Source organism: Escherichia sp. F1, from assembly GCF_046764225.1.
In the GTDB taxonomy this organism is placed as follows: Bacteria; Pseudomonadota; Gammaproteobacteria; order Enterobacterales; family Enterobacteriaceae; genus Escherichia; species Escherichia coli.
Genome location: NZ_CP177202.1, coordinates 4,475,669 through 4,499,526, shown reverse-complemented (window position 1 = coordinate 4,499,526; position 23,858 = coordinate 4,475,669). Strand labels below are relative to the sequence as shown.

The window sequence follows — 23,858 nt, the reverse complement described above, 5'->3', positions numbered from 1 at the left end:
TGAGCAAAAAAGGGAAGTGGCAAGCCACTTCCCTTGTACGAGCTAATTATTTTTTGCTTTCTTCTTTCAATACCTTAACGGTATAGCGGCCATCAGCCTGACGGTATGCACCGTGAATATCGGTTTCAAAGCCCGGATAGTGAGCGCCGATTTCACACAGCATCTGCAGGAACTCCAGAACCGGACGGCTTTCTTCGGTGATCATTTCACCCGGCATTACCAGAGGAACTCCCGGCGGATACGGAAGGATCATATTGGCGTTAATACGACCTACCATTTCGTCGAGGTAAACTTCTTCGGTCATACCGTGCAGCTCTTTCTGGAATGCAGCATACGGAGTCATTACCATCGTCGGCAGCACTTCAAATGCGCGATACATCAGATCCGGCAGATTGTGGTGAACAATCAGTTTGTGGATATTCTGAGCCAGTTCCTGAATACGCATGTTTTCATAGAATTCAGGATCTTCACGATACAGAGACGGCAGCATGTTTTTCACACGCAGGTTCAGGTCGAACGCACGTTTGAAGTCAGTCAGAGCACGCAGCAGGCTCAGTGCTTTGGTCTTATCGATACCGATGCTGAACAGGAACAGCAGGTTATACGGACCGGTTTTCTCAACAACGATGCCATGTTCGTCGAGGTATTTCGCCACGATGCTGGCCGGAATACCAAAGTCGCTCATGGTGCCGTCTTTTTCCATCCCCGGAGTCAGCAGGGTGACTTTGATCGGGTCAAGATACATGTGCTCGTTATCGATGTTTTTGAAGCCGTGCCAGGTGCTGTCAGAACGCAGCGGCCAGCATTCAGTCGTATCGATATGATCCGGCTGCCATACATCAAAGAACCAGCCATCAGATTCCGTTCTCAGACGTTTGATCTCTTTACGGAATTTGATCGCACGTTCAATGGAACCATTGATCAGACGTTTACCTGCATTGCCTTTCATCATCGCCGCAGCGGTTTCAGTGGACGCCACGATACCGTAGTGCGGAGAGGTGGTGGTGTGCATCATGTAGGCTTCGTTAAAGGTTTCTTCGTTTACGTCACCTTTAACGTGGATCATGGAAGCCTGAGAGAACGCCGCCAGCAGTTTGTGAGTAGACTGGGTTTCGTAAATCACTTTCCCTTCTACACGGCCACCGCTCATACCGCATTTACCTTCGTAAATCGGTGAGAAGTTGGTGTAAGGCACCCATGCGGAGTCAAAGTGGATGGATTTCACATCCAGTGTTTTCTTGATGAAGTCGGTGTTGTACAGCAGACCATCATAGGTAGAGTTGGTAATTACAGCATGTACCGGCCAGGTTGCGTTTGGTGTTTCTTTCACGCGCTTAGCAATGGTAGCGTGCTGGAATTCACTCTGTGGGATACCACCAAGAATACCGTAAGCGTTACGGGTCGGGCGGAAATAGATTGGCGTAACATCGCTCATCATCATCAGGTGGGTCAGCGATTTGTGGCAGTTACGGTCAATCAGAATGGTGCTGCCTGCCGGAGCAGAGTACATACCAACAATTTTGTTCGCAGTGGAAGTACCGTTGGTCACCATGTAGCTGCGGTCTGCGTTAAAGACGCGAGCGATATACTGTTCTGCTTCTTTGTGTGGACCACTGTGATCCAGCAGAGAACCCAGTTCAGATACTGAAATGGAAATATCAGATTTCATGGTGTTCGGACCAAAGAAATCATAGAACAGGCTACCTACCGGGCTTTTCTGGAATGCAGTACCGCCCATGTGACCAGGAGTACAGAAAGTATATTTACCTTCACGAACATATTTAAACAGTGCTTTGGTCAGCGGAGGCAGAATAGTGTTGATATATTCGTCAGTGGTCTGCTTGATCTTGTTAGCAATATCATCAGCAGCACCCAGCGCATATTCAAAGAAGCTAATCTGTAAACGCAGGTCATTCAGGCTTACATCGAGAGTGGAATACGTATTAGCGAACGCGTACAACGGCAGGTTCTCGTTCATTTTGCTAATTTCTTCGCACAGCTCGAGATTATATTTATCCCAGTCAAAAATAACGCCGCACAGACGCGCATTGTTTTCGATCAGTTTTAATAAGTCGTCACGGTCGTTCGGGTAAACAATCTGGAAGTTCAGACGTTCAAGCGCGCGATGAAGTTCACGGATGGGTTCTTCTTTAAAATAAACCCCCATGTGATTCAATATTGCAATAACGTTCATAGTCATATCTCCAGGTAAAAAAGGCCCCTCCCAACACATGGGACAAAATGAAAGGAGGAGCCTCGGAAAATACTTTTAATTAATGTGCGTTAGACGCTGTGTGGTTATCCATTGAGTGGCTCTGGCGCTCGTGCATTTTGCGAGCGTAGAACATCAGGATAATCAGGCTGACGATGAAGGTACCTGCCAGCTCGAAGGAGCTTGCGCCCATCAGCGCGATGAAGCAGAACACGCAACCCAGTACAGAGCAGATCAGGCTGACAAAGTTGCGGATGTTAACGCCTTCAAAACGAATCAGGTCAACGCAAGAGTAGAAGTACGGCAGCATAGTCAGCAGTACTGCGATACCGGTCAGTTCACCGAACAGGTCAGATGCTTTACCACCGGCAGAGTTCATCAGAGTGATGAGGATCATCAGGGCAGTCATTTTCACTGCAGCCAGCAGCAGACCTTTTTTCGGAATACCGTTGCTGTCGACTTCACCATAAACTTTCGGGAAGTTACCGTCGTTAGCGGCACGTACACCTGCCTGGCCTACCAACATCATCCAGGAGCCCAGAGAAGTCAGGCACGCAAAGGCGGTGAATGCAGAAACCAGCGGCGCAGCCCAGTTACCGAGGATAGTTGAAGCACTGATTGCAAACGGAGCACCGGAAGCCGCCATTACAGAAGACGGATACATACCGGAAAGCACCTGAGTCGCAGCGATATAAACAATACCTGCTAAACCAGTACCCAGCATGGTTGCCAGCGGAACGGTACGTTTCGGGTTTTTAACCATACCAGTACTTACAGCTGCGGATTCAACACCCACGAAGGCCCACAGGCAGAGCAGAATACTTTTAATGATCGCATGACCATCAGTGGTATCCGCAGTATTCCAGTTAGCTGCATAAGTTGCCGCATCAAACCAATGCCAGCCAACAATAGCAGTCATCACCACAGGAATAAGAACCAGCACCAGACCAATAGTGGTTAAACGGCTTACCCAGGTACCGCCGAGCATATTTACAAAGGTAAATACCCAGACGATAGCAATACAGGCGATACCCGCCGGAACAGGATCATTTAATACTGGGAAGAAGGTGGAAAGATAAGATACAGCGGTAATACCAATCGCCAGGTTACCAATCCAGTTAGCATGGTAATAAAGAACACCTGTCTGAAAACCAAATGCAGGAGAAATTTCTCCGGCATAAGCAATTGGGCCACCTTGTTGCGGGTTTTTTGTTGCCAGTCGGGCATATACATACGCCAGCGACATTGCACCAATAATAGAGATAATCCAACCCCAGATAGCAATACCACCGATACTTGCTAGGTTCGCAGGTAATAATGCAATACCGCTCCCCATCATATTACCGGCAACAACACCGGTACAGGCAAATAGCCCGATCTTCTTGGCAGAACTCATGCTCTTCTCCTAATTTCATTTTTGAATTTGGAGTCCGGGTCATGATGTATAACTATTTCCTGACCAGACCAAACTGGCGCTAAGAATACTCACGAAAAAAGGATTAATCCTAAAGATTAGGTGAAATAACACAAAAGTTTCTGTAAGTGAGAACTTGAGGTTTTTTATTAACACATCAGGATCGCAAGTTGATATCATGAAAAGATAAACATTCAATGTTTACAATGGATTGCGGGACATTTTCTGGTTAAATTTATGTAATAAAAATTATGCGGCAAATAAATTGCCGCAACATATTATACCAACAGGAACATACAAAAACTCAACAACAAATATTGCCGAGCATAAATCAACCCGGGAGTTACTTATTCTGAAGCGAGAAATTTGTCGAGATAAGGTACAACATAAGGAACAGAAGTCTGGAATATACCATTTTCAATCCAGTAAAGGGTGTTTGCCCCTGGGCGTAAATTAAAGGCGGTGAGATATGCATCAGCCGCTTCCCGGTTCATCCCCTTCATTTCATAAACCTTGCCAAGCAACACATAATTTAGCCAAGACATTTCAAGATCAATGCCAGTATTTATCGCCTGGTAAGACTCATCTGTTTTACCTTTTACCAGAGCACTGACCGCTTTTATTTGATATATAATGGACAGGTTGTTCAATTCCGGCAGTGTAACAATGTTATCTATTTCTGTGTTCAGTGCTGCTAATTGTTTTTCGTCTAAAGGATGTTGAGAATGGCGCACGATATCAACTAATACTTTTTCTGCTCTCGCGTAGGTAAATTCTGGGGATGATTGAACAATCTCACCTAATAATTCACTGGCACGATCCAATGATTTATCATCACCATGCAGTAAATAATCATGTGCCTGATAAAAATTAGTTAATAACGCACCACGATGCGGCAAAATTTGCTGGAGCATCTCCTGCATTCGTTGTGGCCATGGTTGGTTTAACGCTTTTGATAAACTCTGGAGTAAATCATTTTGAATCGCCAGCTGATTACCGTTAGTGATGACATAACGTTTATCCAGCATGGTTGAACCATCTGCATTGTCTACCAATTTTACCGACATAAAGCATTGTTGAGCACGGTATTGGCGCTGATTAACAAACGCAATAGATAATGTTTTACCGGAACTGCTCGGTTCATCAATGTTGTAGTTGATTTTGTCATGCACCATAAAGGTGGAGAAGGTGTTAAGTGATGTCGCCACCAAATCACCCACGCCTATCGCGTAAGAGAGCTGATACGGAGAACTCCAGCTGTTACAACTCTTATTAACCATATTAATGTCAATATCGCGTGGATTGAGCAAAATACGCGATTTGCTCATCGGAAGACGTGTATCAAGACTTGAAAACGCTACCAGTGCTACACAGATACCTAACGACAACAGGAAAAAAAACCATACCCAAAAGGTAGTGAATCGTTTGCTTTTAACAGGGGATTGTTCAGGTGGTGTTGCGGTGTTTTGAATGTTAAGACTGTGGGAGGGAGAATCTGTGTCAGGAACCGCCTCTGGTATAGGGGGAGGCGAAGATAGCATTATTTCCTCTCCCTCTTCTTCGCTGTACCAGATAACCGGCACCATTAATTTATAGCCGCGCTTTGGTACAGTAGCGATATAGACAGGACTATCTTCATCATTATCTTTTAATGACTTACGTAGTTCTGAGATACTCTGCGTCACAACGTGATTGGTGACAATACTTCTCTTCCAGACATTATCGATAAGTTCATCCCTGCTAAGTACTTCGCCACTGTGTTGAGCAAAGAAAACCAGAAGATCGATTAATCTCGGCTCAAGGGTAAGTTGACGCCCATTGCGGCTAATTTGGTTTATGGACGGAGTAACAAGCCATTCGCCAACGCGAACTACAGGTTGTTGCATAATAGAAACTCATTCGAAAAGGGAATGATGCAATGATAATTGCCACAACCTATTTTTACCATCTATAGATGGGTTTATTTACATATTATTGGTGAATGCAAGACGTTATTTTTACCAGCCATAAACTTCTTGATCACATAGTATTACGAAAGGATTTTACTGAGAACCAGAAGTAATATTCCTTACCATCAAAATTCATCATCTTTGCCAAAGAAAAATGTTCAGAAAATAATCCATGGAAAATTGCCCGGAGCGCTTACTATTTTAATGGATTGTTAGTCTTTGCATGAGCAAGTGGACCGATACATTTCTCTTTGTTCTCATTCAGAAAATCTCATCAGTTGGCGTTCTGCCCGATGTTGTGCTTTATGGATGCGTTACGCTCCTGATGACGTCATTTGACGTTCAACAGCATCACGGGGCCGCACGACATTTCACGTCAGTCAGTGCTATAGCTCAGGAACAAATTTTCCCGAATTGGGATATACCCGCAAAATGCTGGTGTTGTGGGGAGAATCTGGTTGAGTTCGGTAGAAATGATTTTTAGGCAGAACGCTTAAATTGTGGCGTCCTGAAACGAAAAACGGACCTCCGTGGAGGTCCGTTTATATGAATTTGGTGCCCGGACTCGGAATGAAACTGGTTATATAACCAATTGTTTTGTATCGACTGTTTTGTCTTTGTTCTTTTTGGGGCCACCAATGAGGCCCCCATGTGCAATTCGAATTCTTTTGACGCTATAATCCCTCTTTTTTGTGCTTTGTTGTAATCATTTTGTCTGGTTCGATATGCTGAATCGCGGAATCGAAGTAACAACAAAATACAGAGATTTATAAAATACCTGGCTACCTGTGTTAGGGAGCGTTAACGCACAGATTTTGTTTATAGCTGCCAGAAATGATCTGATGGTTTGTCGTTTGGCTCTGCAAGTACCCTGTTGATATCCCGGGAACCATGAACGATACGTTCGATACGAACTTTAGTATCCAGTACCCTGAACAGCAGAAGGTAACGACCATACGAACAACCTCTGATCCCAGCCCCTAACTCGGGTCTTTCTCTGTAGAGTACTGGCGATTCGGCTATCAACAGACATTGTTGGTAAAGCTCTTCGGTAAAACTGATTGCACGGACAGGATTATCCTGAGCGATCCAGTCACCTATAGCTTCAAGATCGTGTTCTGCTAATGGTGAAACAGTCAGTTTCATATTGGCTGTTCACCTTCTGCCATCTTTTTGTATTTGTGCGTCAGTCGCCCGAATACCTCTTCAGCACTTTTACTTTCACCGCTGTTGATGCCTGCGGTAACGGCGCTCTGGAGTGATTCAAGCTTTATCTGCTGTTCCCGTTCTTCCAGAGCACGAAGTCCGGCACGAATGACTTCACTTGTATTGTTATACCGACCACTTTCTATTTGTTCGCGGATAAACGTTTCAAAGTAAGGACTGAGGGATACACTGGTAGGCATGGTGATTTTCTCGCCGATTGATTACTATCAATTAATAATAGTTAATATTCGCGAATTGTAAAATACCTCTTTTATGCCTTGCTGCTTTTGTTCACTGTGCTTGCCAGGGCTTCCGGGTAGTGTATATCATTAAGCCTGTCAACCAGCTCTGGTTTCCTGAACGTGATGTGCGCGGAGCCCTTCTTAAAGTATCTGATGCTGAACATCTCATCTTCATAGTCCTCTTTACCCTGAACAGACTGGATGTGATCATCCAGATGAATGGTGATGTTTTCCCGGTTGTCGGGGATCGGTTTGCCGCTGAACAGGTGTAGCATTCTTTCCAGATCGGCAAGTCGATCTGCCTGTGGGCCGTTGTTCAGATGAAACCCCCACCGGTCCCACCTCACCAGGTTGTTGACGATAATTTTACTGCCAAATTTGCAGGGGCAATTGGTTTTGTAATTCCAGCTCAATCCCCTGAAGACGTTGATCACCCCTCGCTCAAACACCTCATCCTTATTCTGGTGCAGTTGTTCAAATGTGCTCAGAATGTTCGCTTCGCAGATTTCCGGAAAATTATCGTACTCCAGTGACCGGTACCATGTATCACGGGCTTGTGCATCCATTAATGACAGCATCCCTGAACGTTGCATCAGGTCACGCCAGAGTTCGCGATCGAGATTCCGGGTGATGGCTTTCATTGCGGTTTCCGGTTTCTCCATCAGCCAGCAACCGCAGCGAAAATCCTGTTTCATGGCCCAGTCCCGGGCGGTTTTACCTCCAATACTTTCTGTCATTGCTGATATTTCAGCCAGTTGTCGGATAAGTGTGTCGATTTGCAGCAGTATAGTCTTTCGCACAGCCAGAATGTGGTGGATACTGGTTGAACAGATAACGTCCGTATGCCCGGTGACCACTTCCGGACGGGAGATTGTGATGTCTGACATTATCGGTTTCCCTTTTGGTTTATAAACGAAAACGCCAGCCCTGTTCAGGCTGACGTCAGTGGAATGAAGTCTGGTGAGTAAGACTCACCGGTTCTGTTGCAGAAACTGCAGTTGGCGCAGGGTACGGATACCCTCCCTGGCCTGTTCGATACAGGGCAACAGTGCTGCCGAATCTGTTTTATCCTCATCGTTGTCGAAGATAATTCCCGATTCGCAGTCGATATTGTCCTGTAGCCACGTAATCAGAATATCCAGCGCTGTTTCCGTGGTTAATGATTTCATGTTGTTCCTGGTTACCAGTTGAAAGTGGGTAAACCCGGCAGGCATTCAGCGCTGGCATCCAGATGAATGAGACTGACGCCATAACGCCGGATGAGAGTGATAACCAGACGACGGAACGTTTTTGACAGACCCAGGCGTTTAAGCCGCAGAACCGGGTACGACCACGCATCGGTACGCAACAGATAACCGTTACCGGTAAAGTGAATCCATTCTGATTCACCGAAGTCACTGGTCTGGTGTGACAGCGAGTACAGCCAGGCGTTGTCCGTTTCCGTGATATGTGCGGTACTGCAGCGTATGCCGGTAAGGGCAGCAAATGGTGCCGTGCACTCTGCTGAGATCCGGTCAGATTCATCAACAACACGAAGGGAGTAGCCGTTATCGCAGACCATGTTAATCAGTTCAGCGAGATTAACACCATCAATGTCAACGACAATGCGCCCCATATTCAGTGCCTGTACGTTAACGCTGTCTGCCTCCAGCGTCAGGGCCAGTTTCATCATTTCGCCTCCGGATGCTTACCCAGGGTAATGTTATTTACCGTTCTGTAATTGTCGCGGGCCATCAGGCCGGTTGCCCGGCGGGCCCGGAGGATATCAATACTGTTTATTAACTGAGAGCGGGTACAGGTGCTGAACCCCGGCTGGTCGGTTCGTACCAGTGCGTATTTTTCCACGAGAAAGTTCACCGCATCGCACAGTGAAATGCCTGCCTCAATATGCTGCTCAATCACACGTTCATCGGCAAACGGTGTGTCATTCAGTGTGAGGCCGTAGTGCTGGTCCAGCAGTCGGGACAGCAGTATCTGCCAGATGGTGACGGGAGACGGGCAGCGCGATGCCTCCCGTACATGCGTGTCGGGTAATGTTTTCATACTGAAGATTTTCCTGATATGCAGAGATGAAAAATGGAAAAGTGGCGTGGTGAAAACACCAGGCCGGAGCAGAAGGTTATTCTGGAGAGTTACTTTTTCGTTTCGGGCGTCGGATAAACAGCCATATAAACGTAGCCACAACTGCCGAGGGTGTCGGCTTCGCAGGTCAGCCCTTTTGCATACAGTGTCACGGTATGCTGATGGCGGGGATTCAGTTCACCGCTGGTGAGCATGAGCTCCAGTTGTTTCATCAGCAGCGGAAAGGCCTGGTCCAGATGGTACGCATCCGCATCTCTGAACCGGCCTCTGATACCGGCGCGGTCGGCAAGGTAATGCAGGCGGTTACCCTCCTGCACCAGACGGGCGCCGAAACAGGGCGTCACGGTGCAGGGCAGTCCCCACCAGAGGCGGTCGTGATTGTCGTCGGGAAGTATTGTCCCGGGGAGTGTGTCTGACACGATAAAATCCTCACAGAAAATCGGTTAAGAATGGTCCGGTGGTGGCGATAATTCTGCTCATCTGAATGCCCTTCCAGACTCAGTTCAGGGTGACGCTCATCAGCCGGACATACGGGCCAAAACTGTCCTTACGGCGTTCAGCAAACACAGCCAGCACACCGGGAATATCCTGCACTTCACGACCGGTATACGCTTCAGCGCTGCCGTGCCAGCGGTACTTACCGGTACAGAACGGAAAAAGACGGGATGCAGGATGCTGTTGGTGAATACGCATGGCTTCACCACGGGTGATAATTTTCATGATGGGATACCTCTGAAGACAGAAGATAAAAGTGAAAACAAGTGTGATGTAGTTGTGACGGTGACGGGTTAAAGCAGACCGTGTTCGGCAAAGGAGAAAACCTGGTTGCCACCGACTATCAGATGGTCCGGCACCCGGATATCCACCAGGCCCAGTGCCTGTACCAGACGTTCTGTGATAAGGCGGTCTGCCTTACTGGGTGTGACTTCACCGGACGGGTGATTGTGCGCCAGCACCACGGCAGCGGCATTGTGATACAGGGCGCGTTTAATCACTTCCCGGGGATGGACTTCCGTGCGGTTGATGGTGCCGGTGAAGAGGGTTTCACCGGCAATCAGCTGATTCTGGTTGTTCAGATACAGCACCCGGAACTCTTCACGCTCCAGTCCCGCCATGTTCAGAATCAGCCATTCCCGTGCCGCACGGGTGGAGGTGAAGGCCACGCCGGGTTCATGAAGATGGCGGTCCAGAGTTTTCAGGGCCCGCTGAATGAGGCTGCGCTCGCCGGGCGTCATCTCTCCGGGCAGAAAGGAAAGCTGCTGCATTGTCCCTGCCTCCATTCAGTCGATGATGCGCATAATGGCGCTGCATTCCGGATGCTGCAGGGCATAATCCCGCAGCCGGTAATAATGAACAATTCTCTGTACGACAGGCGTGATGGCTGTACGCCATCAGACAGGCGGCAATGCCGGCGGCTTCCGGGCTCATTTCAGCGCGGTTACCGTTCATGACGTTAAACAGCACCCATGTTTCGTCATCATCGTCATCCGGTTCGGGTGCCATAAATGCGCCACCGTTGTTCAGGGTGTACAGATTCCAGATCCCCCCACTGTAGTCTTCACACAGACGGTCCATCCAGCCGAAGACGCGGGGCTCCAGGGTCACCCACTGTGGAATGAGGCCAAAGTGCTGCGGCCAGAAGCTGATGCGCTGTTCATCAGGGACGGGAGTGGCAACCAGTTGAGACTGGTTATTCCCTGATGCAGTAGTTACGGAAACAGAAGGTGTGGTGGAATTATGCGAAGAGGTTGTCATGATATTATTCCTTATAAAAAGCAAATGAATGAAGAAGGCTCGGGGGCAGGGACAGACGTGATTCAGGTAAACGGCATCAGCGCAGGTTCTCCAGCAGCGTTTCCGCCATCACCCACAATGCGCGATTGAGCTTAATGTCGGTGTCGATGTTGTGAATGGCCCGGGTATGGATACGTTTTCCTTTTGCACTGCGGCCGGAAATCCCGCCTTTCAGCATATTCTCCTGGATGGTCTGATAAGCACTCCACAGGTCCTTACCGTAATCCTCCCGGCGTCGTGGTGTCAGAATGTCGGTAGTGGTGACGGGCTGATGTTCGTCACCATAACGGTAAGTCAGTGCCGCCTGAGCCAGTGCCTGACGTGCCGGTGGCGGTAAGAGCAGCGACTGCATGGCATCACGCTTTTCCTCAATCCGGTCAAAAACGCCCACCACTTCGTAAGCACCTTCAATCACCCTGTCCACCACGTTTCCCCGGTGTGGCACCCGGACTTCTCCCAGCGACTGACCGCAGACCAGGCCATTGGTGCAGATGGCACGAAAATATCCGGGTAACATCTGGTAGCTGGATGAACCGTCATGGGAGTTGAGCAGAATAATTTCAGGCACATGCTGGCCGGTTATCTGTCCGCTCCGCCGCAGACGCAGCATGTGTTTGGTATATTCCCGACGGCTCTGGTCGCGCACACGGGTCTGGCAGGCGAAGAACGGCTGAAAGCCTTCCCGCTGCAGATTTTCCAGGACGGTGATGGTGGGAATGTACGCATACCGTTCACTGCGGGAGGTGTGCCGGTCTTCTCCAAAAATACTCGGGACGTGGTACATCAGTTCTTCGCGTGTCAGTGGGCGCTCCCGACGGATCTGATTTACATGACCAAAACGACTGGCTAATTGCATACTTTGCTCCTTATGAATGAGTTAGCGGTATAAATGAAAAGGCCGCGTCTCCCGGAGAAGACGCGGCCTGATGGATGAAATGAAGACGTTTATTGCCTGAGAATTCCCTCACTGGCGAGATACGGATTTAGCTGTTTTCCGGCATCAGGTTCAAAATTCCAGTATCGCCAGCGCAACTGACCTTCAGCATTACGGATAACCAGCCGGAAATGCGTTCCCTGGTCATCTTCAATAAGCACATTGCGGTAAGCTGTTGTGACGGCAACCGCCTGTTCGCGTGAGAAAGGGCCTTCGGGCAATAAAACAGGGTGACAGTCCGACATACCGGCTATTTTCCGATAAATTCAACGTTGGCTCCGGTGGCATTACCGTCAGCACCAACCGTGACGGTCACTTTGTTGTACGCACGGTCTTCAGGATTGAACACTTCAAACTCAACCTTATTGCCTTTTACTTCGTAAGAGCCAAAATCAGCGGTTTCTGTTGTTTCCTCGTCGTATTTCCGGGCGTATGCCTGTCGGGCAGCCTGCAGTATGGAGTCTTTATTAATAGTGGTCGTCTGTTTCGGGGAAAAACCGGCAAGTGACGTGACAAATTTCGGGCAGGCCTTCAGCATATCACCGCGGGTGAATTCCATTCGTACACCAAATGCCTGTAAAACGGACACATCACGCTCTGCTATGGAGTGAACGGCTTTTTTGACCATTTCCGGCGCCTGTCCGACTTCCACCTCAACAGCCCTGAATCCCGTCTGCTGATTACACATTTGTGATGTGGGGATCAGGTTACCGTTAATACTGATACGGCTGCCCAGGAGCGTCTGTACGCCATTCGGGCATCCCTGCATCAGGCCGGTAATACCAATCGTGCCATTTTTCAGCATTACCAGCGCCTGACCATCTTCCGTCATGGTCTGGCACCAGCCATTTTTGACAGCCCAGTTACCGGCGGAGGCGGAGAAGGATGCCACAGTGAACAGCAGGGGAAAAAGCATTCTGGTATTCATGACTGACCTCTGAAATTAAAGAGCGTGTTATTGATAATGACAGACGGTATACGGCAGTGGTTACCGTAATCCGTTGTCGTGTAAAGGTATACGGTTGCCACGGGGGACTCCGGGGCGCTCAGAACAGGTGATCCCACAGTGTTTCCAGCAGGCGGATAATGCGGTCCCGGGCTTTACGCAGAAGCTGTAACATCCAGACCGGAAAAGTGAACCGGGCAACGGCGTCGTCAAAACTTTTCCCGATGGCATCACCAAAAGTCTGTTGTGCGTGTTTCTGGGCCTGTTCAGAGCGGTTTTCCCCCCTGATATGTGAATAAACTGCGCTGGTTGCCTGTGGTGGCAGTGCGTGGATCATCAGTGACACCAGCGCTGGAAGGTTCCAGCCTGCAGGTGCGGCAACGGAGAGTACCGGAAATGATGAAGGGAACAGGGTTGCCACCCGGGCTGTGACTGTTGCCAGTGAGAGTTCCTGCTGACGGGACGGGCATTTTTCTGTGTCGTTCCATTCTTCAGCAGGAAATACGCGATCGGCATGGCTGAGAACAAACAGAAAACGCGAGGGATCTGCGCCTTCATTCAGTAAAAACTGATGCATGGCAATATCGGCAGCATACGCACGTTCATCAGCCCGCAGGATCCAGATAATCAGATCCAGTTCCGGCAGTAACTGACGATAAAGTGTCCGGTATTCCTGATCATGCTGCGGCGTCTCACCAATGCCGGGCAGATCGACCAGCGTCATTCTGCGTTCACCGAACTGAAGGGTAAGACGATGAGCCTGACGGGTGCAGCCGTTCAGGGGATGTGTGGCGCAGATACGGGACTGAAAAATGGCATTACACAGACTGCTTTTGCCGGTGCCGGATTTACCCATAATGCCAATCACGGGCTCGTAATGAATAACGCTGCGAAGATGTTCAAGGATTTTCTGGCGAATTTCTTCAGGAAGAAACGTCAGATATGATTTTACGTGTGCGGAGAGGGAAGAATGGCTGAATGACATACCGGTATCCTGTTGATTTCACTGAACCGGATCACACTAATCCGGTTTATCATTCAGGTAATATGGGCGCATAATTATTTCCATTTTTAATGGAATATATTCGGAGGTAATAAATGACAGGATTATCTGAGCAGGCAAAAGAACTTCACATGATGATGGGGCGGAGAAAACCGCCGAAGATACAGGCTGTTCTTAACACCCGATACTGGAAAAATACAGAAAAAACGATAAAAAGAACTGTAGGTATGAATATTCATACGCTCAGTCAGTGGTACGGAGAACAATATGAGAAGATGTTTATTTCAAAAGTGGCAGAAGTCTATATGCTTCATCATACGGCAGCAATATTGAGGCGTAAAGGAGTTTATGTGGATGTTTTTAAGGTTCCCTCAAAAATAATGTTCCCGCCTGAAGCGAGGGCCAATTGTACAGGTTGTCCTTCTTCTCAGAAAATCCCTCTTTTTTTTGCTGATTCTGAGCCTGACACTATAACTTTTCCTGAAATTATAAGAAGAGATTTTTCATATACTCTTGTTCCATCCTATATAAGAAAGAAAGTTTCATCTCTGATGGGTGATTCAGTACATCGTTATGTGTTTTCATTTCCCGGTAGTTTATATTCTTATCTTCTTGAGAAGCATCCATTGTCAGAAGTTAAAAAACTTATAGAGGATTTACCCTCAACGGAAGATGAAAACTTCAGGAGGAATGAAACAGGCAGCGAGCATCTGAAGAAGATTCTCGGTGTAAAAACAAGAGTATCTGAACTTTTTATAAGTCAGTTTTCTTTGCCGTTTAGATTTCTCCACACTAAAGAATATGTAAGAGACGTTATATTTAAGCCTGTAGAAAATGATATGTCGTTAAGTGAAGAACTGGCCCATGTGTTGTTTTTTACATTATTGCATTCGGATATAATGTCCAGGTTTAGTTTAAGAGAATTATTTTTCAGGATAGAAAATGGGCACGATAATAATAAGAAAAAGGATCTTATACGCGAATATGTAAGCGATGTAACAAAAGAATATTCGTTATGTATACCTGGCGTAGTCAGTCGGCACGATAAAAAATAGTCAGAATCATCCCGCGCATATGGAGCATGGTCGGGATGAAATAGTGAACGTAGCAGTTATTGTATCGCCCTGTATGCTCTGGTAATGAGTTCCTTTATAATTTCTGACTTACTTTTGTTTTCTTTCTGCGTGATAAAAAGAAGTTGCTGATACTGAAAATCCTTAAGACGAATATTTACCTGTTTATCCGTTCCTGAACTGACTGACATCTGTTGGTTATTCCGGGAGCGAATTCGCGCACGCGCCCGGCTCTTTCTTTTATAAAACGCTGCATTCATCTTTCTGAGTAATATGTTCTTTATCTCAATATCGTCGACAGGGTTATTATCAATAAGACAGGTATCAAAAAAAACATTAATGAGAAGCTTTCGTTCAGCATTATTCTGAGGCTGAATGTGTTGCAGGCCGCTCAGAGAAAATAATCGTTTTTTCTTAATATAATTCCATGACCATTCTGTGTCATCAGTTCCCTCCCGAAAGTGTCGTGGAACGTGGATATTATCAAAGGTGAATGCCCATTCATTTTCCATACGATAACAGAACTGAGCAATCTGATTTATATTAAAACGGGAGCGCATGAAGGATATCCAGTCACGTAATACCTTTTTCCTTTTTTCATGGGTGTCAGGGTATGAGGGAAAATGGTATTCACGATAGGGTATTGATTCGGGCGCAGAACCGCGCTGAAAAATCCCCATCTTCTTATAACTGGCTTTACTGATATAAAGCCATACCCAGAACACGACTCTTTTATTATTCAACCACCCGGCGCCACCCCGTTTGGCTGTGGTTGTTGTACCAGGGAAAATGACAAGAAATATTTCTGGTTTTATTAAATCGGAAATGCCATCTGTGCTCATGTTTGTACCCCCATTAAATTATTAAATACTGACATTTTCATGATATGTCAGTCAATTGGTTTTGTGACATGCCCATGTCGTCTCAGAAGAACAAAGACGAGTCTTGTATTACGGAAGATTAAATACATGCCCTAAGGTTGTAACATATAAGGCCATGGAAGTGGTCTTGATGGTGTGTTATTGTTACATACAATTAACATAATGGGTTATGTTCTGCCCTTCCTGTATGTCCGGAGGATGTTGCTGTTCTGTGTGTGTCAGCGAGTGGGAAGACTGGCAGGAAGACGGTATTGAGCAGGATAAAAGTATGCGATGTCTGAGCAAAGAAAAGTGTGTACGATGGGCGTCATTATCAGGATGTCGGGTAACCACGGAAGGTTATTCAAAAAGGAAATGATGGATTACAGATGCGCAATATCGGCGCGGTTTTTTGGCGCGATTTTGTTGATTTTTATATATCAGCACCATCTGTGACGTTGTCACATGGTGATAATTTCCTGATGTGTGTCCTTTATAACTGACAATATTTCAATGAAGTATGAGAATAAACGGTAATATGCAGGTGTCAGAAGAAATGTTTACGATGGTCATCTCTTATCGTTATTGACGGAAATCTGCCTGATGTTCATCTCTTTTATCCGACGGTCAGATTTACAGGGAGGGGGTTCGCCTGAAAGATATCAGGTAATGCAGCTACCATGATAAGAACAGGTATCCCTTCCTTTCGGGAAAAATAAATGTCCCGGTCTTCTGCATGTGAATGTTTGTCAGACAGAAATGTCGTCTGAATCAGTTTTTTATCGCTGCCTGTTCGTTCGGTAAAGAACAGGATTATCGCTTGTCCGACTCACCTGAATGAATATGCCAGAATGATGTTATACAGCCGTTGTGTTGTAGAAAATTTTCAGGTAAAAAACATCCCGACAGGGAAAATAATTCCAGAGTAAATCTGCTCCGTTTTCAGAACAAAAATCCCCATGCTGGCCGTGAAAAACTGAAACCAACATTCAGTCTGCATGGATGTTTGGAAGAGTTGAGAATGTCGGTATGATATTATATACACGTATTTTTACTAAGCATTTCAGTAAGTGTTATACACGTATTTTTTATTAAGTGTTTTACCAGGTATACACGTATTTTCATAAACACTTCTACAAGTGTTTTCATTAAGTATTGCTATACACATTGCTTTGTCTGATACACATCCAGTTTAGTAAATTTGTTAGTCCTGTTTTTACGATAGCTAAAATCAGTTAACGTCACTACAAAACTCTCTGTCCTGTTTAAGCAGTCAATGTGCTATTCGATTTTACTGATATTACATTTAACCTTTTCTTAGTTTTTGTGTTTTTAGTCGTTAACCTGAGACAAGTGTCTTTATGTAAAAACGCAAATCCGGCTGATATAACCTGGCGTGATTTACTGTGTGCTTACGAAGATTTTGTTAAATGGTTTTATGGATGATTTTGTAACGATGAGATTGATGAGATGATTAACTGGCCCTGGTGTTTTTTCTCAGCGCAAGACTCTTTTCAGGAAAAGCGTGATGATTAGTTCTGGTGTTTTGATTCAGATGAGGTTTACGTTATCAATAGTTAATCGTTTTTATGCTGTGTAGTGAAACATAACATTTTCAGGATAAGAAAATCGATTCTGATATTGGTGGTTTTTGTTCTTGGGGGGAGCTGTAAACAGGTTTTAAGCGCGCTGTTCGGCTCTGTGATTGAGTTTTGTGGTTAAGCTGTAGGTTTTGGTATTGTTGTTGATTCACAGCAGCAGAAAGCGTTCTGATTGCGTTTCTGATGTTTTATTTGAAGCGTTTCCCTTCAGGCTTTGTAGTTTTTAAAAACCATTTATGCCGTTGTTGTGTGTTTTACCCTGCGTGTAGGTTTATCTTTTCTTCGTGGGGGATTCATTCTGTTTTAATCAGGAGCCATTGGTGTTGCTCAATGGTGAGATACCGTAAAGTTTTACCGCGGTGATTAATGATGTGAAGTCAATCCAAATCAACGGAGATCTCTCATCATGAATCAACCAATACACAATGCTTACTGGTTATCCCGTTTTGAAAGTATTCTCAACAGTGCCCTGGCGCAACACCGTGCCGTCTCGTTAATCCGGGTGGATTTACGTTTCCCTGAGTATATGCCAGTCGCCATCATGGATCCCGACCCGGATTCAGCGGTGATTTCTCGTTTTTTTGCATCCCTGAAAGCCAAAATTCAGGCTTACCAGCGGAAAAAAAGATGTGCCAATCAGCGTGTGCATGCAACCAGCCTGCGTTATTTCTGGTGCCGGGAGTTCGGCAAGATGTATGGCAGGAAACATTATCACGTGATATTACTGCTCAACAAAGATACCTGGTGCTCGCTCGGGGATTTCAGCGAACCGTCTTCGCTAGCGACGATGATCCAGGAGGCATGGTGCAGCGCCCTACATCTTGAGCCCTGGCAAGGCGATGGCCTGGTCCATTTTTCCAGGTGGACGCCTTCCCCTAAACCAGCATCGTCTGATGCTCGCCCTTCTTCTGATGACACGCCTTTGTCGGGTGGATGTTCTGATACCAGGAAGGATTCTGACAAAAAGTCTGGTGGATCCGCTGTGCTCTGGGTCACGCGTGGTGATGTGGAAGCGATGCAGAAAGCCATGGAGAGAGCCCGTTATCTCGTGAAGTATGAGACGAAGCAGCATGACGGTTCTGGTCAACGTAATTATGGTTGCAGTCGTGGGCCGGGGCGTCTACTGGATGGCAGGTAAATCCTGTAAAACGGCATCCGGTGCCAGAGTGTACGTCACAGTAAGGGAGTGGTTGACGCCTTTAGCTCGTTTTCTGAAAAAGTCGTCCTGAAGTCATGCAATGAATGGTATTGCCATCTGCTTCAACTCGTATTCCACACTTCACTCTTTATTACTCGACCATAAGTCGAAAAGCGCTTGGCTGTTCTGGTTATTTGCATTTACTGCCATTTATGGAAATGAACAGATCGATTGGTAGGACTCAAATGTTATAGCGTCTATCTTCTCATAGTCTGCTTTGTGCCAGGAGCGGACATTAGCAATTGTACTTTGCTTTGAAATCGCTACCAGGCGGTTTTCTTACCCCCTCTTCCAGGAATTCGGTAAAACGCTAATTCTGCCAAACTAAACATAAAAAAACCGTCCCTAATGAGACGGTCTAAAACGTTAAGCTGAATGCGATTGTGCAGCTGAAGATATCTAAAATTATACAACAATATTTTATAAATTTTCATTATCAATAAACAAAGGCTATGACGCTAATCAACTTTTGAATTACTCAAATATTCTCTCATTCCCTTATCGATTGAATCTTTATGAAAAATAGAATTCATTTCATTATGAACGGCTGTCAATAATGTATCGACTTGCAGAGATAACTTTAGCAGCTCACCTTTTTTTTCGTCTGTGTCAAATATCTTCCTGGTTCCATCAGGGACCTCCAGTTTCTTTGCTTCGTCAAAATTATGCCATAACCAGTCAAGCCAGCGCTGTGTTTCGCTTAGTATTGCAAGTTCATAGAAGTGACCTCTTAAGAGGTTGCCAATATCAGCATGATACATAATAGATGCAATATCAAAACTACTGAGGTTTATTTCTATGCTTTCCTCATGCGCATCTGCTTTGATATTTTTAAGTAATCTTATTGATTTCCTTAAGCCGCCTAGCGTTGTGTTGCAGCGGCTCTCAATATAATTAATATGAAGGAACGGCGTGTTATAAATCCGCTGGTTATCCTTTTTATTTAAAATTGCCACACCTCTGTCAACTTCATTGCCTGTATCTTGATATCTGGCATTATTCCACCAAACAGCCGGGACTACATCAACATCTCTGGCTAAAGAGCCGCCAGTTATTTTTACTGCTTTAGAGTTTTCAGTGTGAACCTTTGCAGCCGGGAAAGCAGCCCTGAGGCTATCTTCAATTTCTTCCCGTAGGATCTGGAGTACATCTACAGCTTGTTTCTTGGATAAAACATAACTATTTGCTTTGCTTCCTTCGTTTGAAAAAACGAATAGCTGTTCATCAATAGTAAGAATATCTACATCGCTAACGCCTTTAATATGGATGTTAAGCGGTACAGAACCCTGCAAACGAAAGGATGCTGTAATTTCCTTTTTTTCCAATCGGTTAGATAGTTGGTTTTCTATCCTTTTCCCTGTTTCGATGCTAACCCTAGTATAAACTGGATCAACTTCCTGCATGGCACCTAATGCATATTTCGTAGCTGATTTCCCGGAAGCCCTGCTTTCCCAGGTTTCTTGTTGTAGAGATTTATTCAGTAAGATCTCTCTGCTTTCAAGCCCGCTGTCCATTGCAAATATTTCATTTATCCCTCTTCTTCGCGTTCTTAAACGTTCGATTCGTGATGAAAAGTTATCGGCCATGTTATAACTTCCTTAGCTTCATTGTCCCAAAGGTATTCCGACCTCTGCCATTAAAATACTCGCCATCAGCAGTTGTCAGGCTTTTATCAAAAATTAATTCTGCAAATCCCATATGCGGACTTAACTCTTTTTCGTTTATTCTCGGATCATTCCTGTAGTTGTAAACTAACCGATAACCTATTTCTCCATCATATATAATGGAGGCAGCTATGCTGTCGGAACCTGATTGTGAGGTTTGCAACCGTATATGAACTTTATCCCATGACTGGAATATATTAATTTTAGCATGCCATGAAAAAACGTCTCCTTCCTTGTTTTCGCCGCGCCCTTCACAATCCCACTCTCCCGACAGGTCCGGGACATTTATTATTTTTGATATTAACTTCCACTTCCATAACCTTGAGTCAAAAATCCAGTAGAGAATTAGATATATTGTACCTGCACTAATAAGCGAAGAGACCGTTGGGGTCATTACAGATTTCGCCTCAACATAAGAATTATTCTCAAGGTAAGTTAAAATAACAAAAACCAAAAACCCTGATATCAGAGAAGCTAATGAACCAATTATTTTACCTACCTTACTCCTGTTAAAACCACTTATAACAATATATTCATGGCTTTTCATATGACTCCTGAAAGTATGATAGTGATAGATGTACCGCTAAGTTCTTCCTGAAACGGATAACAGTATCTTATAGGAATCATCCTAACTCCACAGGATTGTAGCAATTTCTTTGAAAAGCAAGCCCTACAATCAGTTGCATTAAGTCTCCATGCCGGTTTTACCAATAGATTTGCCAATTCGGTAAAATCCTTATTTTGAAGAATGAACCCCGCTGTGGCGCTCAACACTATATCTTGTGCCTCCCTCAGTTGGACGGCATGTCAGATATAGTGATCGGCGGTGATTATCAGGACAGAACCCGCCGGTTTCCCCGCTGCGCCCTTCGGTAAAAATCCGACCGTGGCGAGGTTCAACCACAAAATGTCATTTTTGATATAAAGTCAATGTCCGCTTTTCGCTCACAGCGGACCCTCAACTCAGCCAGCAATGTCCGCTGCTTGCCAGGAGCGGACGTCTGAATCGTCACTGCTATGGTTGTCATTCTTTTAGCTGACTATTTCATCGTTCACACATATCACTTCTGCTTTTCGCTCTTGTCGACTTTCAGATTTAACTGTGTTCTGATACCACGAACTGTTTAGTAGTCTATGGGCTATCCTAGGGAGCCAGGTCGACGCTGACTTTTCTCTACTATTTTCAAACCTGTCCCCCAAAATTGGGGGCTATGAGACAACAAGCTCCCTTCTCTGATTTATGTGCCATAATGTCCCGATTCATTAGTGTGTATCGGTATTTTTTGGAAAAGCATATGCATACTTATATATGACCAAAATCCTGATGCTGGTAGTAAGGTCAGCAACTATTGCTGGTTGCAATCAGTTTGCCCTAAAATATTTCCAGAAAAAGAGCATCTTCAATTTGAGTTTTTATAACTGTTCAGGCAAAGTAACCGATAAAGATATTTATGGTGAATATTAACTAAAGGATGAAAGATGAGTAAAATAAGTTCTTTTCAGGCATGGGGAATCTGGGGATATAAAGATATATCATTGTCTTTTAACAAGGACATGAATTTCCTGATTGGGTCAAATGGCGCAGGTAAAACCACTGTTATTAACATCATCTGTGCCTTGCTTTCAGTGGATGTCAAGCAAATGTATTTGCTGTCATTTTCAAGAGCTATTGTTAGTCTATATGGAAATCATGTGATAATGGTCGCGAAAAACGGTGACGGAAATATAACTTATTCCATATATACAGAGCAAGGCGTTATTTCTAAATATGAATTAAGTAATGACGAGTATGATTTTCTGCTTGAAGGAAGGATAATGGAACTAAAAGTTATGGTATCTAAAATATCACAACTTAGCCTGATTCCACTTTCAAGGAAGGGAAGAGGTGATAATGACGAACATGATTATTTTAATAATGAAGGTAGTGATCCGGTTGATGAAAAACTAAACGCAATTAAATCCGCTTTAATAAGTAAGTTCTCTAGGCAATCTCAGGCATATAATAGAATAGCAAGTAATTTTCAAAAGAGTATATTTAATAAGTTATTAGATGTTCCGAGCGAAAATTCGATATTCGAATTTAACAGTAAAATTGATATTGAAAAAGAAGCTTCTTCCTTGCATGAAATGCTTTCGTTTATGAATGAAAATAAAAGTAATTATGATAGTAGTCGACTAGATTATTATTTGAAACGTCTTAAAGATGTTTCGGAACGTGATGACAGTGGGCCAATGTCTTTAACTGATTTTGGTGTTATGTATAATGCTTGGAGGACAAGATCTTTAATTGCAGACTATGAGATTCTCAAAAAGAAGAAGATTGAAATATTCAGAAGTAGAGATGATTTTTTTGAAGTTTTTAGAATGTTCTTCCAAAATGGAAAAACTCTTCTATTATCGAAGAAAAACGAACTTGTGATGAGAACTGAAGGTGGCACAATAGGCCTTGACAAGTTATCCTCTGGTGAAAAGCAAATGATTATATTACTCGGAGAAATCTATTTGAATGATAATAAAGATATTATATATATCGCAGATGAACCTGAGGTTTCGCTACATGTGACGTGGCAGGATAAAATTGTTGACGCTTTGGTAAAGATAAATCCTAAAGCTCAATTTATTTTAGCTACTCATTCTCCTGATATTATCGGGAGAAGAAGAGAGTCGGCTATAAGGGTATAAATAACAATGGATGCTAACTTCATATCAAGAACGCCGGCAGGTTTGATTGCTGAATCTCTGTTGAGAGATGTATCTTATATTGTTCATGTTGAAGGTAAAGGTAATAGCCCAGATATTAAAAAACTTCCTGATTATATCTTCTACAATGCATTGTTAAAAAATTACTTAGATGGTCGTTATGAAATTAGAATAGAAGGTGGAAAAGAGAATTTAAAGGAGATTGCTGCTAGGATTAATGGAGCCCAGTATACGGAAAATACTCATATTGTATTTATGGATCGTGATCATAATGAAGCATTGGGTATTAATGATCGGCTATATAACTTTGTTCACTTTACACATGGATATAGTTTTGAGAACGACTTATGGACAACGGCGCTATTAAGAAAAATACTAAGAACATTTTGCCCAAATAATGATGATATAGACATATTTATAAATAAATGGAAGAAGCTTGAGAGAAAGGTTGCATATATACATAAGCTGAACCTTATATCTAGAACTAATAACATGGCAATGTTTAATCTTGATGGATTATGTGGTATCCTTTTTCATGAAGTAAATGGTAAGTTAATAATTAAAGATGAGTGTATACAAAGATTAAAATCCAAATGGAAAGGATTCAATATTGGTAATACACAAGAAAGCAGATGTGCCTTATCATTTCTGCATGCGCCATTTTATTCTCACCCTGGTTATTTAATACAAGGTCATGCTTTTGAGTCATACGTACTCGAAGTTACGCATATGTTCTATAAACAATATCAAATAGGAAATAGTGAGACAAAAAACAACATTTTATTTAAAACCATAGCATTATCAAGTTTTTCTGAAGCTCCAGGTGATTATCTTTCTGGAGCAACAATTAATTATTATAAATGTATTTTAACTTCTTTAACTTCTTTAACTTCGAATTAATACATTGCATCACATAAAAGCTCCATGCTTAAGGGGCTTTTTGCATAATAATCAATAGATTATTGTTGATATCATGTAAT

General features: G+C 44.3%; 23 protein-coding genes and 2 pseudogenes. 4 read left to right on the top strand and 21 right to left on the bottom strand.

The window, feature by feature from the left end:
* Nucleotides 1–46: 46 nt before the first annotated feature.
* The 18 genes and pseudogenes from cadA to ACK8NJ_RS21525 form a co-directional block, all read right to left on the bottom strand.
* The gene (gene cadA, locus ACK8NJ_RS21610) at nt 47–2,194 is read right to left on the bottom strand and encodes a lysine decarboxylase CadA (RefSeq protein WP_001296667.1); all 2,148 of its coding nucleotides are present in this window, start codon (nt 2,192–2,194) and stop codon (nt 47–49) included.
* 79 nt (nt 2,195–2,273) lie between these two features.
* Complete coding sequence (cadB, locus tag ACK8NJ_RS21605; RefSeq protein ID WP_000092909.1) at nt 2,274–3,608, bottom strand: cadaverine/lysine antiporter; 1,335 nt, start codon at nt 3,606–3,608, stop codon at nt 2,274–2,276.
* A gap of 365 nt (nt 3,609–3,973) precedes the next feature.
* Nucleotides 3,974–5,512: a lysine decarboxylation/transport transcriptional activator CadC gene (gene cadC, locus ACK8NJ_RS21600; RefSeq protein WP_411961967.1), complete on the bottom strand. Its 1,539-nt coding sequence runs from the start codon at nt 5,510–5,512 to the stop codon at nt 3,974–3,976.
* 259 nt (nt 5,513–5,771) lie between these two features.
* Nucleotides 5,772–5,931 (bottom strand): annotated as a pseudogene (locus tag ACK8NJ_RS21595) (tyrosine-type recombinase/integrase); the annotation flags it as partial.
* Nucleotides 5,932–6,394: 463 nt separating this feature from the next.
* Nucleotides 6,395–6,721 (bottom strand): type II toxin-antitoxin system RelE/ParE family toxin, encoded by a 327-nt coding sequence (locus ACK8NJ_RS21590; protein WP_411961966.1) that lies wholly within the window; start codon nt 6,719–6,721, stop codon nt 6,395–6,397.
* Nucleotides 6,718–6,981, bottom strand: a complete 264-nt coding sequence (locus ACK8NJ_RS21585; RefSeq protein WP_001143297.1) for a type II toxin-antitoxin system ParD family antitoxin — start codon at nt 6,979–6,981, stop codon at nt 6,718–6,720. The genes ACK8NJ_RS21590 and ACK8NJ_RS21585 overlap by 4 nt, the downstream gene beginning before the upstream one ends.
* 71 nt (nt 6,982–7,052) lie before the next feature.
* Nucleotides 7,053–7,910, bottom strand: a complete 858-nt coding sequence (locus ACK8NJ_RS21580) for a DUF4942 domain-containing protein (protein WP_411961965.1) — start codon at nt 7,908–7,910, stop codon at nt 7,053–7,055.
* A gap of 84 nt (nt 7,911–7,994) precedes the next feature.
* Nucleotides 7,995–8,192, bottom strand: a complete 198-nt coding sequence (locus tag ACK8NJ_RS21575; RefSeq protein WP_411961964.1) for a hypothetical protein — start codon at nt 8,190–8,192, stop codon at nt 7,995–7,997.
* Between the two features lie 11 nt (nt 8,193–8,203).
* The gene (locus ACK8NJ_RS21570) at nt 8,204–8,695 is read right to left on the bottom strand and encodes a DUF5983 family protein (RefSeq protein ID WP_411961963.1); all 492 of its coding nucleotides are present in this window, start codon (nt 8,693–8,695) and stop codon (nt 8,204–8,206) included.
* Nucleotides 8,692–9,066, bottom strand: a complete 375-nt coding sequence (locus tag ACK8NJ_RS21565) for a TA system toxin CbtA family protein (protein ID WP_411961962.1) — start codon at nt 9,064–9,066, stop codon at nt 8,692–8,694. The genes ACK8NJ_RS21570 and ACK8NJ_RS21565 overlap by 4 nt, the downstream gene beginning before the upstream one ends.
* A gap of 89 nt (nt 9,067–9,155) precedes the next feature.
* Nucleotides 9,156–9,524 carry a type IV toxin-antitoxin system YeeU family antitoxin gene (locus ACK8NJ_RS21560; RefSeq protein ID WP_411961961.1) on the bottom strand — a complete coding sequence of 123 codons (369 nt, stop codon included), beginning with the start codon at nt 9,522–9,524 and terminating at the stop codon, nt 9,156–9,158.
* Nucleotides 9,525–9,603: 79 nt separating this feature from the next.
* Complete coding sequence (locus ACK8NJ_RS21555; RefSeq protein ID WP_000692300.1) at nt 9,604–9,825, bottom strand: DUF987 domain-containing protein; 222 nt, start codon at nt 9,823–9,825, stop codon at nt 9,604–9,606.
* Nucleotides 9,826–9,893: 68 nt separating this feature from the next.
* Nucleotides 9,894–10,370: a JAB domain-containing protein gene (locus ACK8NJ_RS21550; RefSeq protein WP_001186773.1), complete on the bottom strand. Its 477-nt coding sequence runs from the start codon at nt 10,368–10,370 to the stop codon at nt 9,894–9,896.
* Nucleotides 10,371–10,385: 15 nt separating this feature from the next.
* Nucleotides 10,386–10,860 (bottom strand): annotated as a pseudogene (locus ACK8NJ_RS21545) (antirestriction protein).
* A 76-nt stretch (nt 10,861–10,936) separates the two neighbouring features.
* Nucleotides 10,937–11,755: a DUF932 domain-containing protein gene (locus ACK8NJ_RS21540; RefSeq protein WP_411961960.1), complete on the bottom strand. Its 819-nt coding sequence runs from the start codon at nt 11,753–11,755 to the stop codon at nt 10,937–10,939.
* A gap of 89 nt (nt 11,756–11,844) precedes the next feature.
* Nucleotides 11,845–12,078, bottom strand: coding sequence for a DUF905 family protein (locus ACK8NJ_RS21535; RefSeq protein ID WP_097456906.1), 234 nt, complete (start codon nt 12,076–12,078; stop codon nt 11,845–11,847).
* Between the two features lie 5 nt (nt 12,079–12,083).
* Entirely contained in the window at nt 12,084–12,761 is a 678-nt protein-coding gene (locus ACK8NJ_RS21530) for a hypothetical protein (protein ID WP_411961959.1), read from the bottom strand.
* Nucleotides 12,762–12,879: 118 nt separating this feature from the next.
* On the bottom strand, nt 12,880–13,764 hold the full coding sequence (locus tag ACK8NJ_RS21525; RefSeq protein WP_411961958.1) for a GTPase family protein: 885 nt from the start codon (nt 13,762–13,764) through the stop codon (nt 12,880–12,882).
* 113 nt (nt 13,765–13,877) lie between these two features.
* Between ACK8NJ_RS21525 and ACK8NJ_RS21520 the strand changes: the two genes are divergently transcribed.
* Nucleotides 13,878–14,837 carry a hypothetical protein gene (locus ACK8NJ_RS21520; RefSeq protein ID WP_411961957.1) on the top strand — a complete coding sequence of 320 codons (960 nt, stop codon included), beginning with the start codon at nt 13,878–13,880 and terminating at the stop codon, nt 14,835–14,837.
* A gap of 56 nt (nt 14,838–14,893) precedes the next feature.
* On the opposite strand, the gene ACK8NJ_RS21515 is transcribed toward ACK8NJ_RS21520, so the two are convergent.
* A complete protein-coding gene (locus ACK8NJ_RS21515; RefSeq protein ID WP_411961956.1) occupies nt 14,894–15,697 on the bottom strand; it encodes a hypothetical protein in 804 nt (267 codons plus the stop codon).
* Nucleotides 15,698–17,722: 2,025 nt separating this feature from the next.
* Here ACK8NJ_RS21515 and ACK8NJ_RS21510 point away from each other — a divergent pair.
* Nucleotides 17,723–18,454 (top strand): inovirus Gp2 family protein, encoded by a 732-nt coding sequence (locus ACK8NJ_RS21510; RefSeq protein ID WP_411961955.1) that lies wholly within the window; start codon nt 17,723–17,725, stop codon nt 18,452–18,454.
* A 518-nt stretch (nt 18,455–18,972) separates the two neighbouring features.
* Here the strand turns inward: ACK8NJ_RS21510 and ACK8NJ_RS21505 are convergent.
* Entirely contained in the window at nt 18,973–20,100 is a 1,128-nt protein-coding gene (locus ACK8NJ_RS21505; protein WP_411961954.1) for a hypothetical protein, read from the bottom strand.
* A 1-nt stretch (nt 20,101) separates the two neighbouring features.
* On the bottom strand, nt 20,102–20,725 hold the full coding sequence (locus tag ACK8NJ_RS21500; protein WP_411961953.1) for a hypothetical protein: 624 nt from the start codon (nt 20,723–20,725) through the stop codon (nt 20,102–20,104).
* 932 nt (nt 20,726–21,657) lie between these two features.
* Between ACK8NJ_RS21500 and ACK8NJ_RS21495 the strand changes: the two genes are divergently transcribed.
* Both ACK8NJ_RS21495 and ACK8NJ_RS21490 read left to right on the top strand, forming a co-directional pair.
* Nucleotides 21,658–22,860: an AAA family ATPase gene (locus tag ACK8NJ_RS21495; protein WP_411961952.1), complete on the top strand. Its 1,203-nt coding sequence runs from the start codon at nt 21,658–21,660 to the stop codon at nt 22,858–22,860.
* Nucleotides 22,861–22,866: 6 nt separating this feature from the next.
* Nucleotides 22,867–23,778 (top strand): DUF4435 domain-containing protein, encoded by a 912-nt coding sequence (locus ACK8NJ_RS21490; protein ID WP_411961951.1) that lies wholly within the window; start codon nt 22,867–22,869, stop codon nt 23,776–23,778.
* Nucleotides 23,779–23,858: the final 80 nt, after the last annotated feature.

Bases quoted from the DNA above. Each gene is read 5' to 3' on its own strand.
- ACK8NJ_RS21510 (WP_411961955.1), top strand. From the start codon at position 17,723: ATGAATCAACCAATACACAATGCTTACTGGTTATCCCGTTTTGAAAGT.
- ACK8NJ_RS21565 (WP_411961962.1), bottom strand. From the start codon at position 9,066: ATGAAAACATTACCCGACACGCATGTACGGGAGGCATCGCGCTGCCCG.
- ACK8NJ_RS21555 (WP_000692300.1), bottom strand. From the start codon at position 9,825: ATGAAAATTATCACCCGTGGTGAAGCCATGCGTATTCACCAACAGCAT.
- cadA (WP_001296667.1), bottom strand. From the start codon at position 2,194: ATGAACGTTATTGCAATATTGAATCACATGGGGGTTTATTTTAAAGAA.
- ACK8NJ_RS21520 (WP_411961957.1), top strand. From the start codon at position 13,878: ATGACAGGATTATCTGAGCAGGCAAAAGAACTTCACATGATGATGGGG.
- ACK8NJ_RS21550 (WP_001186773.1), bottom strand. From the start codon at position 10,370: ATGCAGCAGCTTTCCTTTCTGCCCGGAGAGATGACGCCCGGCGAGCGC.
- cadC (WP_411961967.1), bottom strand. From the start codon at position 5,512: ATGCAACAACCTGTAGTTCGCGTTGGCGAATGGCTTGTTACTCCGTCC.
- cadB (WP_000092909.1), bottom strand. From the start codon at position 3,608: ATGAGTTCTGCCAAGAAGATCGGGCTATTTGCCTGTACCGGTGTTGTT.
- ACK8NJ_RS21505 (WP_411961954.1), bottom strand. From the start codon at position 20,100: ATGGCCGATAACTTTTCATCACGAATCGAACGTTTAAGAACGCGAAGA.
- ACK8NJ_RS21585 (WP_001143297.1), bottom strand. From the start codon at position 6,981: ATGCCTACCAGTGTATCCCTCAGTCCTTACTTTGAAACGTTTATCCGC.
- ACK8NJ_RS21490 (WP_411961951.1), top strand. From the start codon at position 22,867: ATGGATGCTAACTTCATATCAAGAACGCCGGCAGGTTTGATTGCTGAA.
- ACK8NJ_RS21580 (WP_411961965.1), bottom strand. From the start codon at position 7,910: ATGTCAGACATCACAATCTCCCGTCCGGAAGTGGTCACCGGGCATACG.
- ACK8NJ_RS21495 (WP_411961952.1), top strand. From the start codon at position 21,658: ATGAGTAAAATAAGTTCTTTTCAGGCATGGGGAATCTGGGGATATAAA.
- ACK8NJ_RS21540 (WP_411961960.1), bottom strand. From the start codon at position 11,755: ATGCAATTAGCCAGTCGTTTTGGTCATGTAAATCAGATCCGTCGGGAG.
- ACK8NJ_RS21535 (WP_097456906.1), bottom strand. From the start codon at position 12,078: ATGTCGGACTGTCACCCTGTTTTATTGCCCGAAGGCCCTTTCTCACGC.
- ACK8NJ_RS21590 (WP_411961966.1), bottom strand. From the start codon at position 6,721: ATGAAACTGACTGTTTCACCATTAGCAGAACACGATCTTGAAGCTATA.
- ACK8NJ_RS21530 (WP_411961959.1), bottom strand. From the start codon at position 12,761: ATGAATACCAGAATGCTTTTTCCCCTGCTGTTCACTGTGGCATCCTTC.
- ACK8NJ_RS21515 (WP_411961956.1), bottom strand. From the start codon at position 15,697: ATGAGCACAGATGGCATTTCCGATTTAATAAAACCAGAAATATTTCTT.
- ACK8NJ_RS21570 (WP_411961963.1), bottom strand. From the start codon at position 8,695: ATGATGAAACTGGCCCTGACGCTGGAGGCAGACAGCGTTAACGTACAG.
- ACK8NJ_RS21500 (WP_411961953.1), bottom strand. From the start codon at position 20,725: ATGAAAAGCCATGAATATATTGTTATAAGTGGTTTTAACAGGAGTAAG.
- ACK8NJ_RS21575 (WP_411961964.1), bottom strand. From the start codon at position 8,192: ATGAAATCATTAACCACGGAAACAGCGCTGGATATTCTGATTACGTGG.
- ACK8NJ_RS21525 (WP_411961958.1), bottom strand. From the start codon at position 13,764: ATGTCATTCAGCCATTCTTCCCTCTCCGCACACGTAAAATCATATCTG.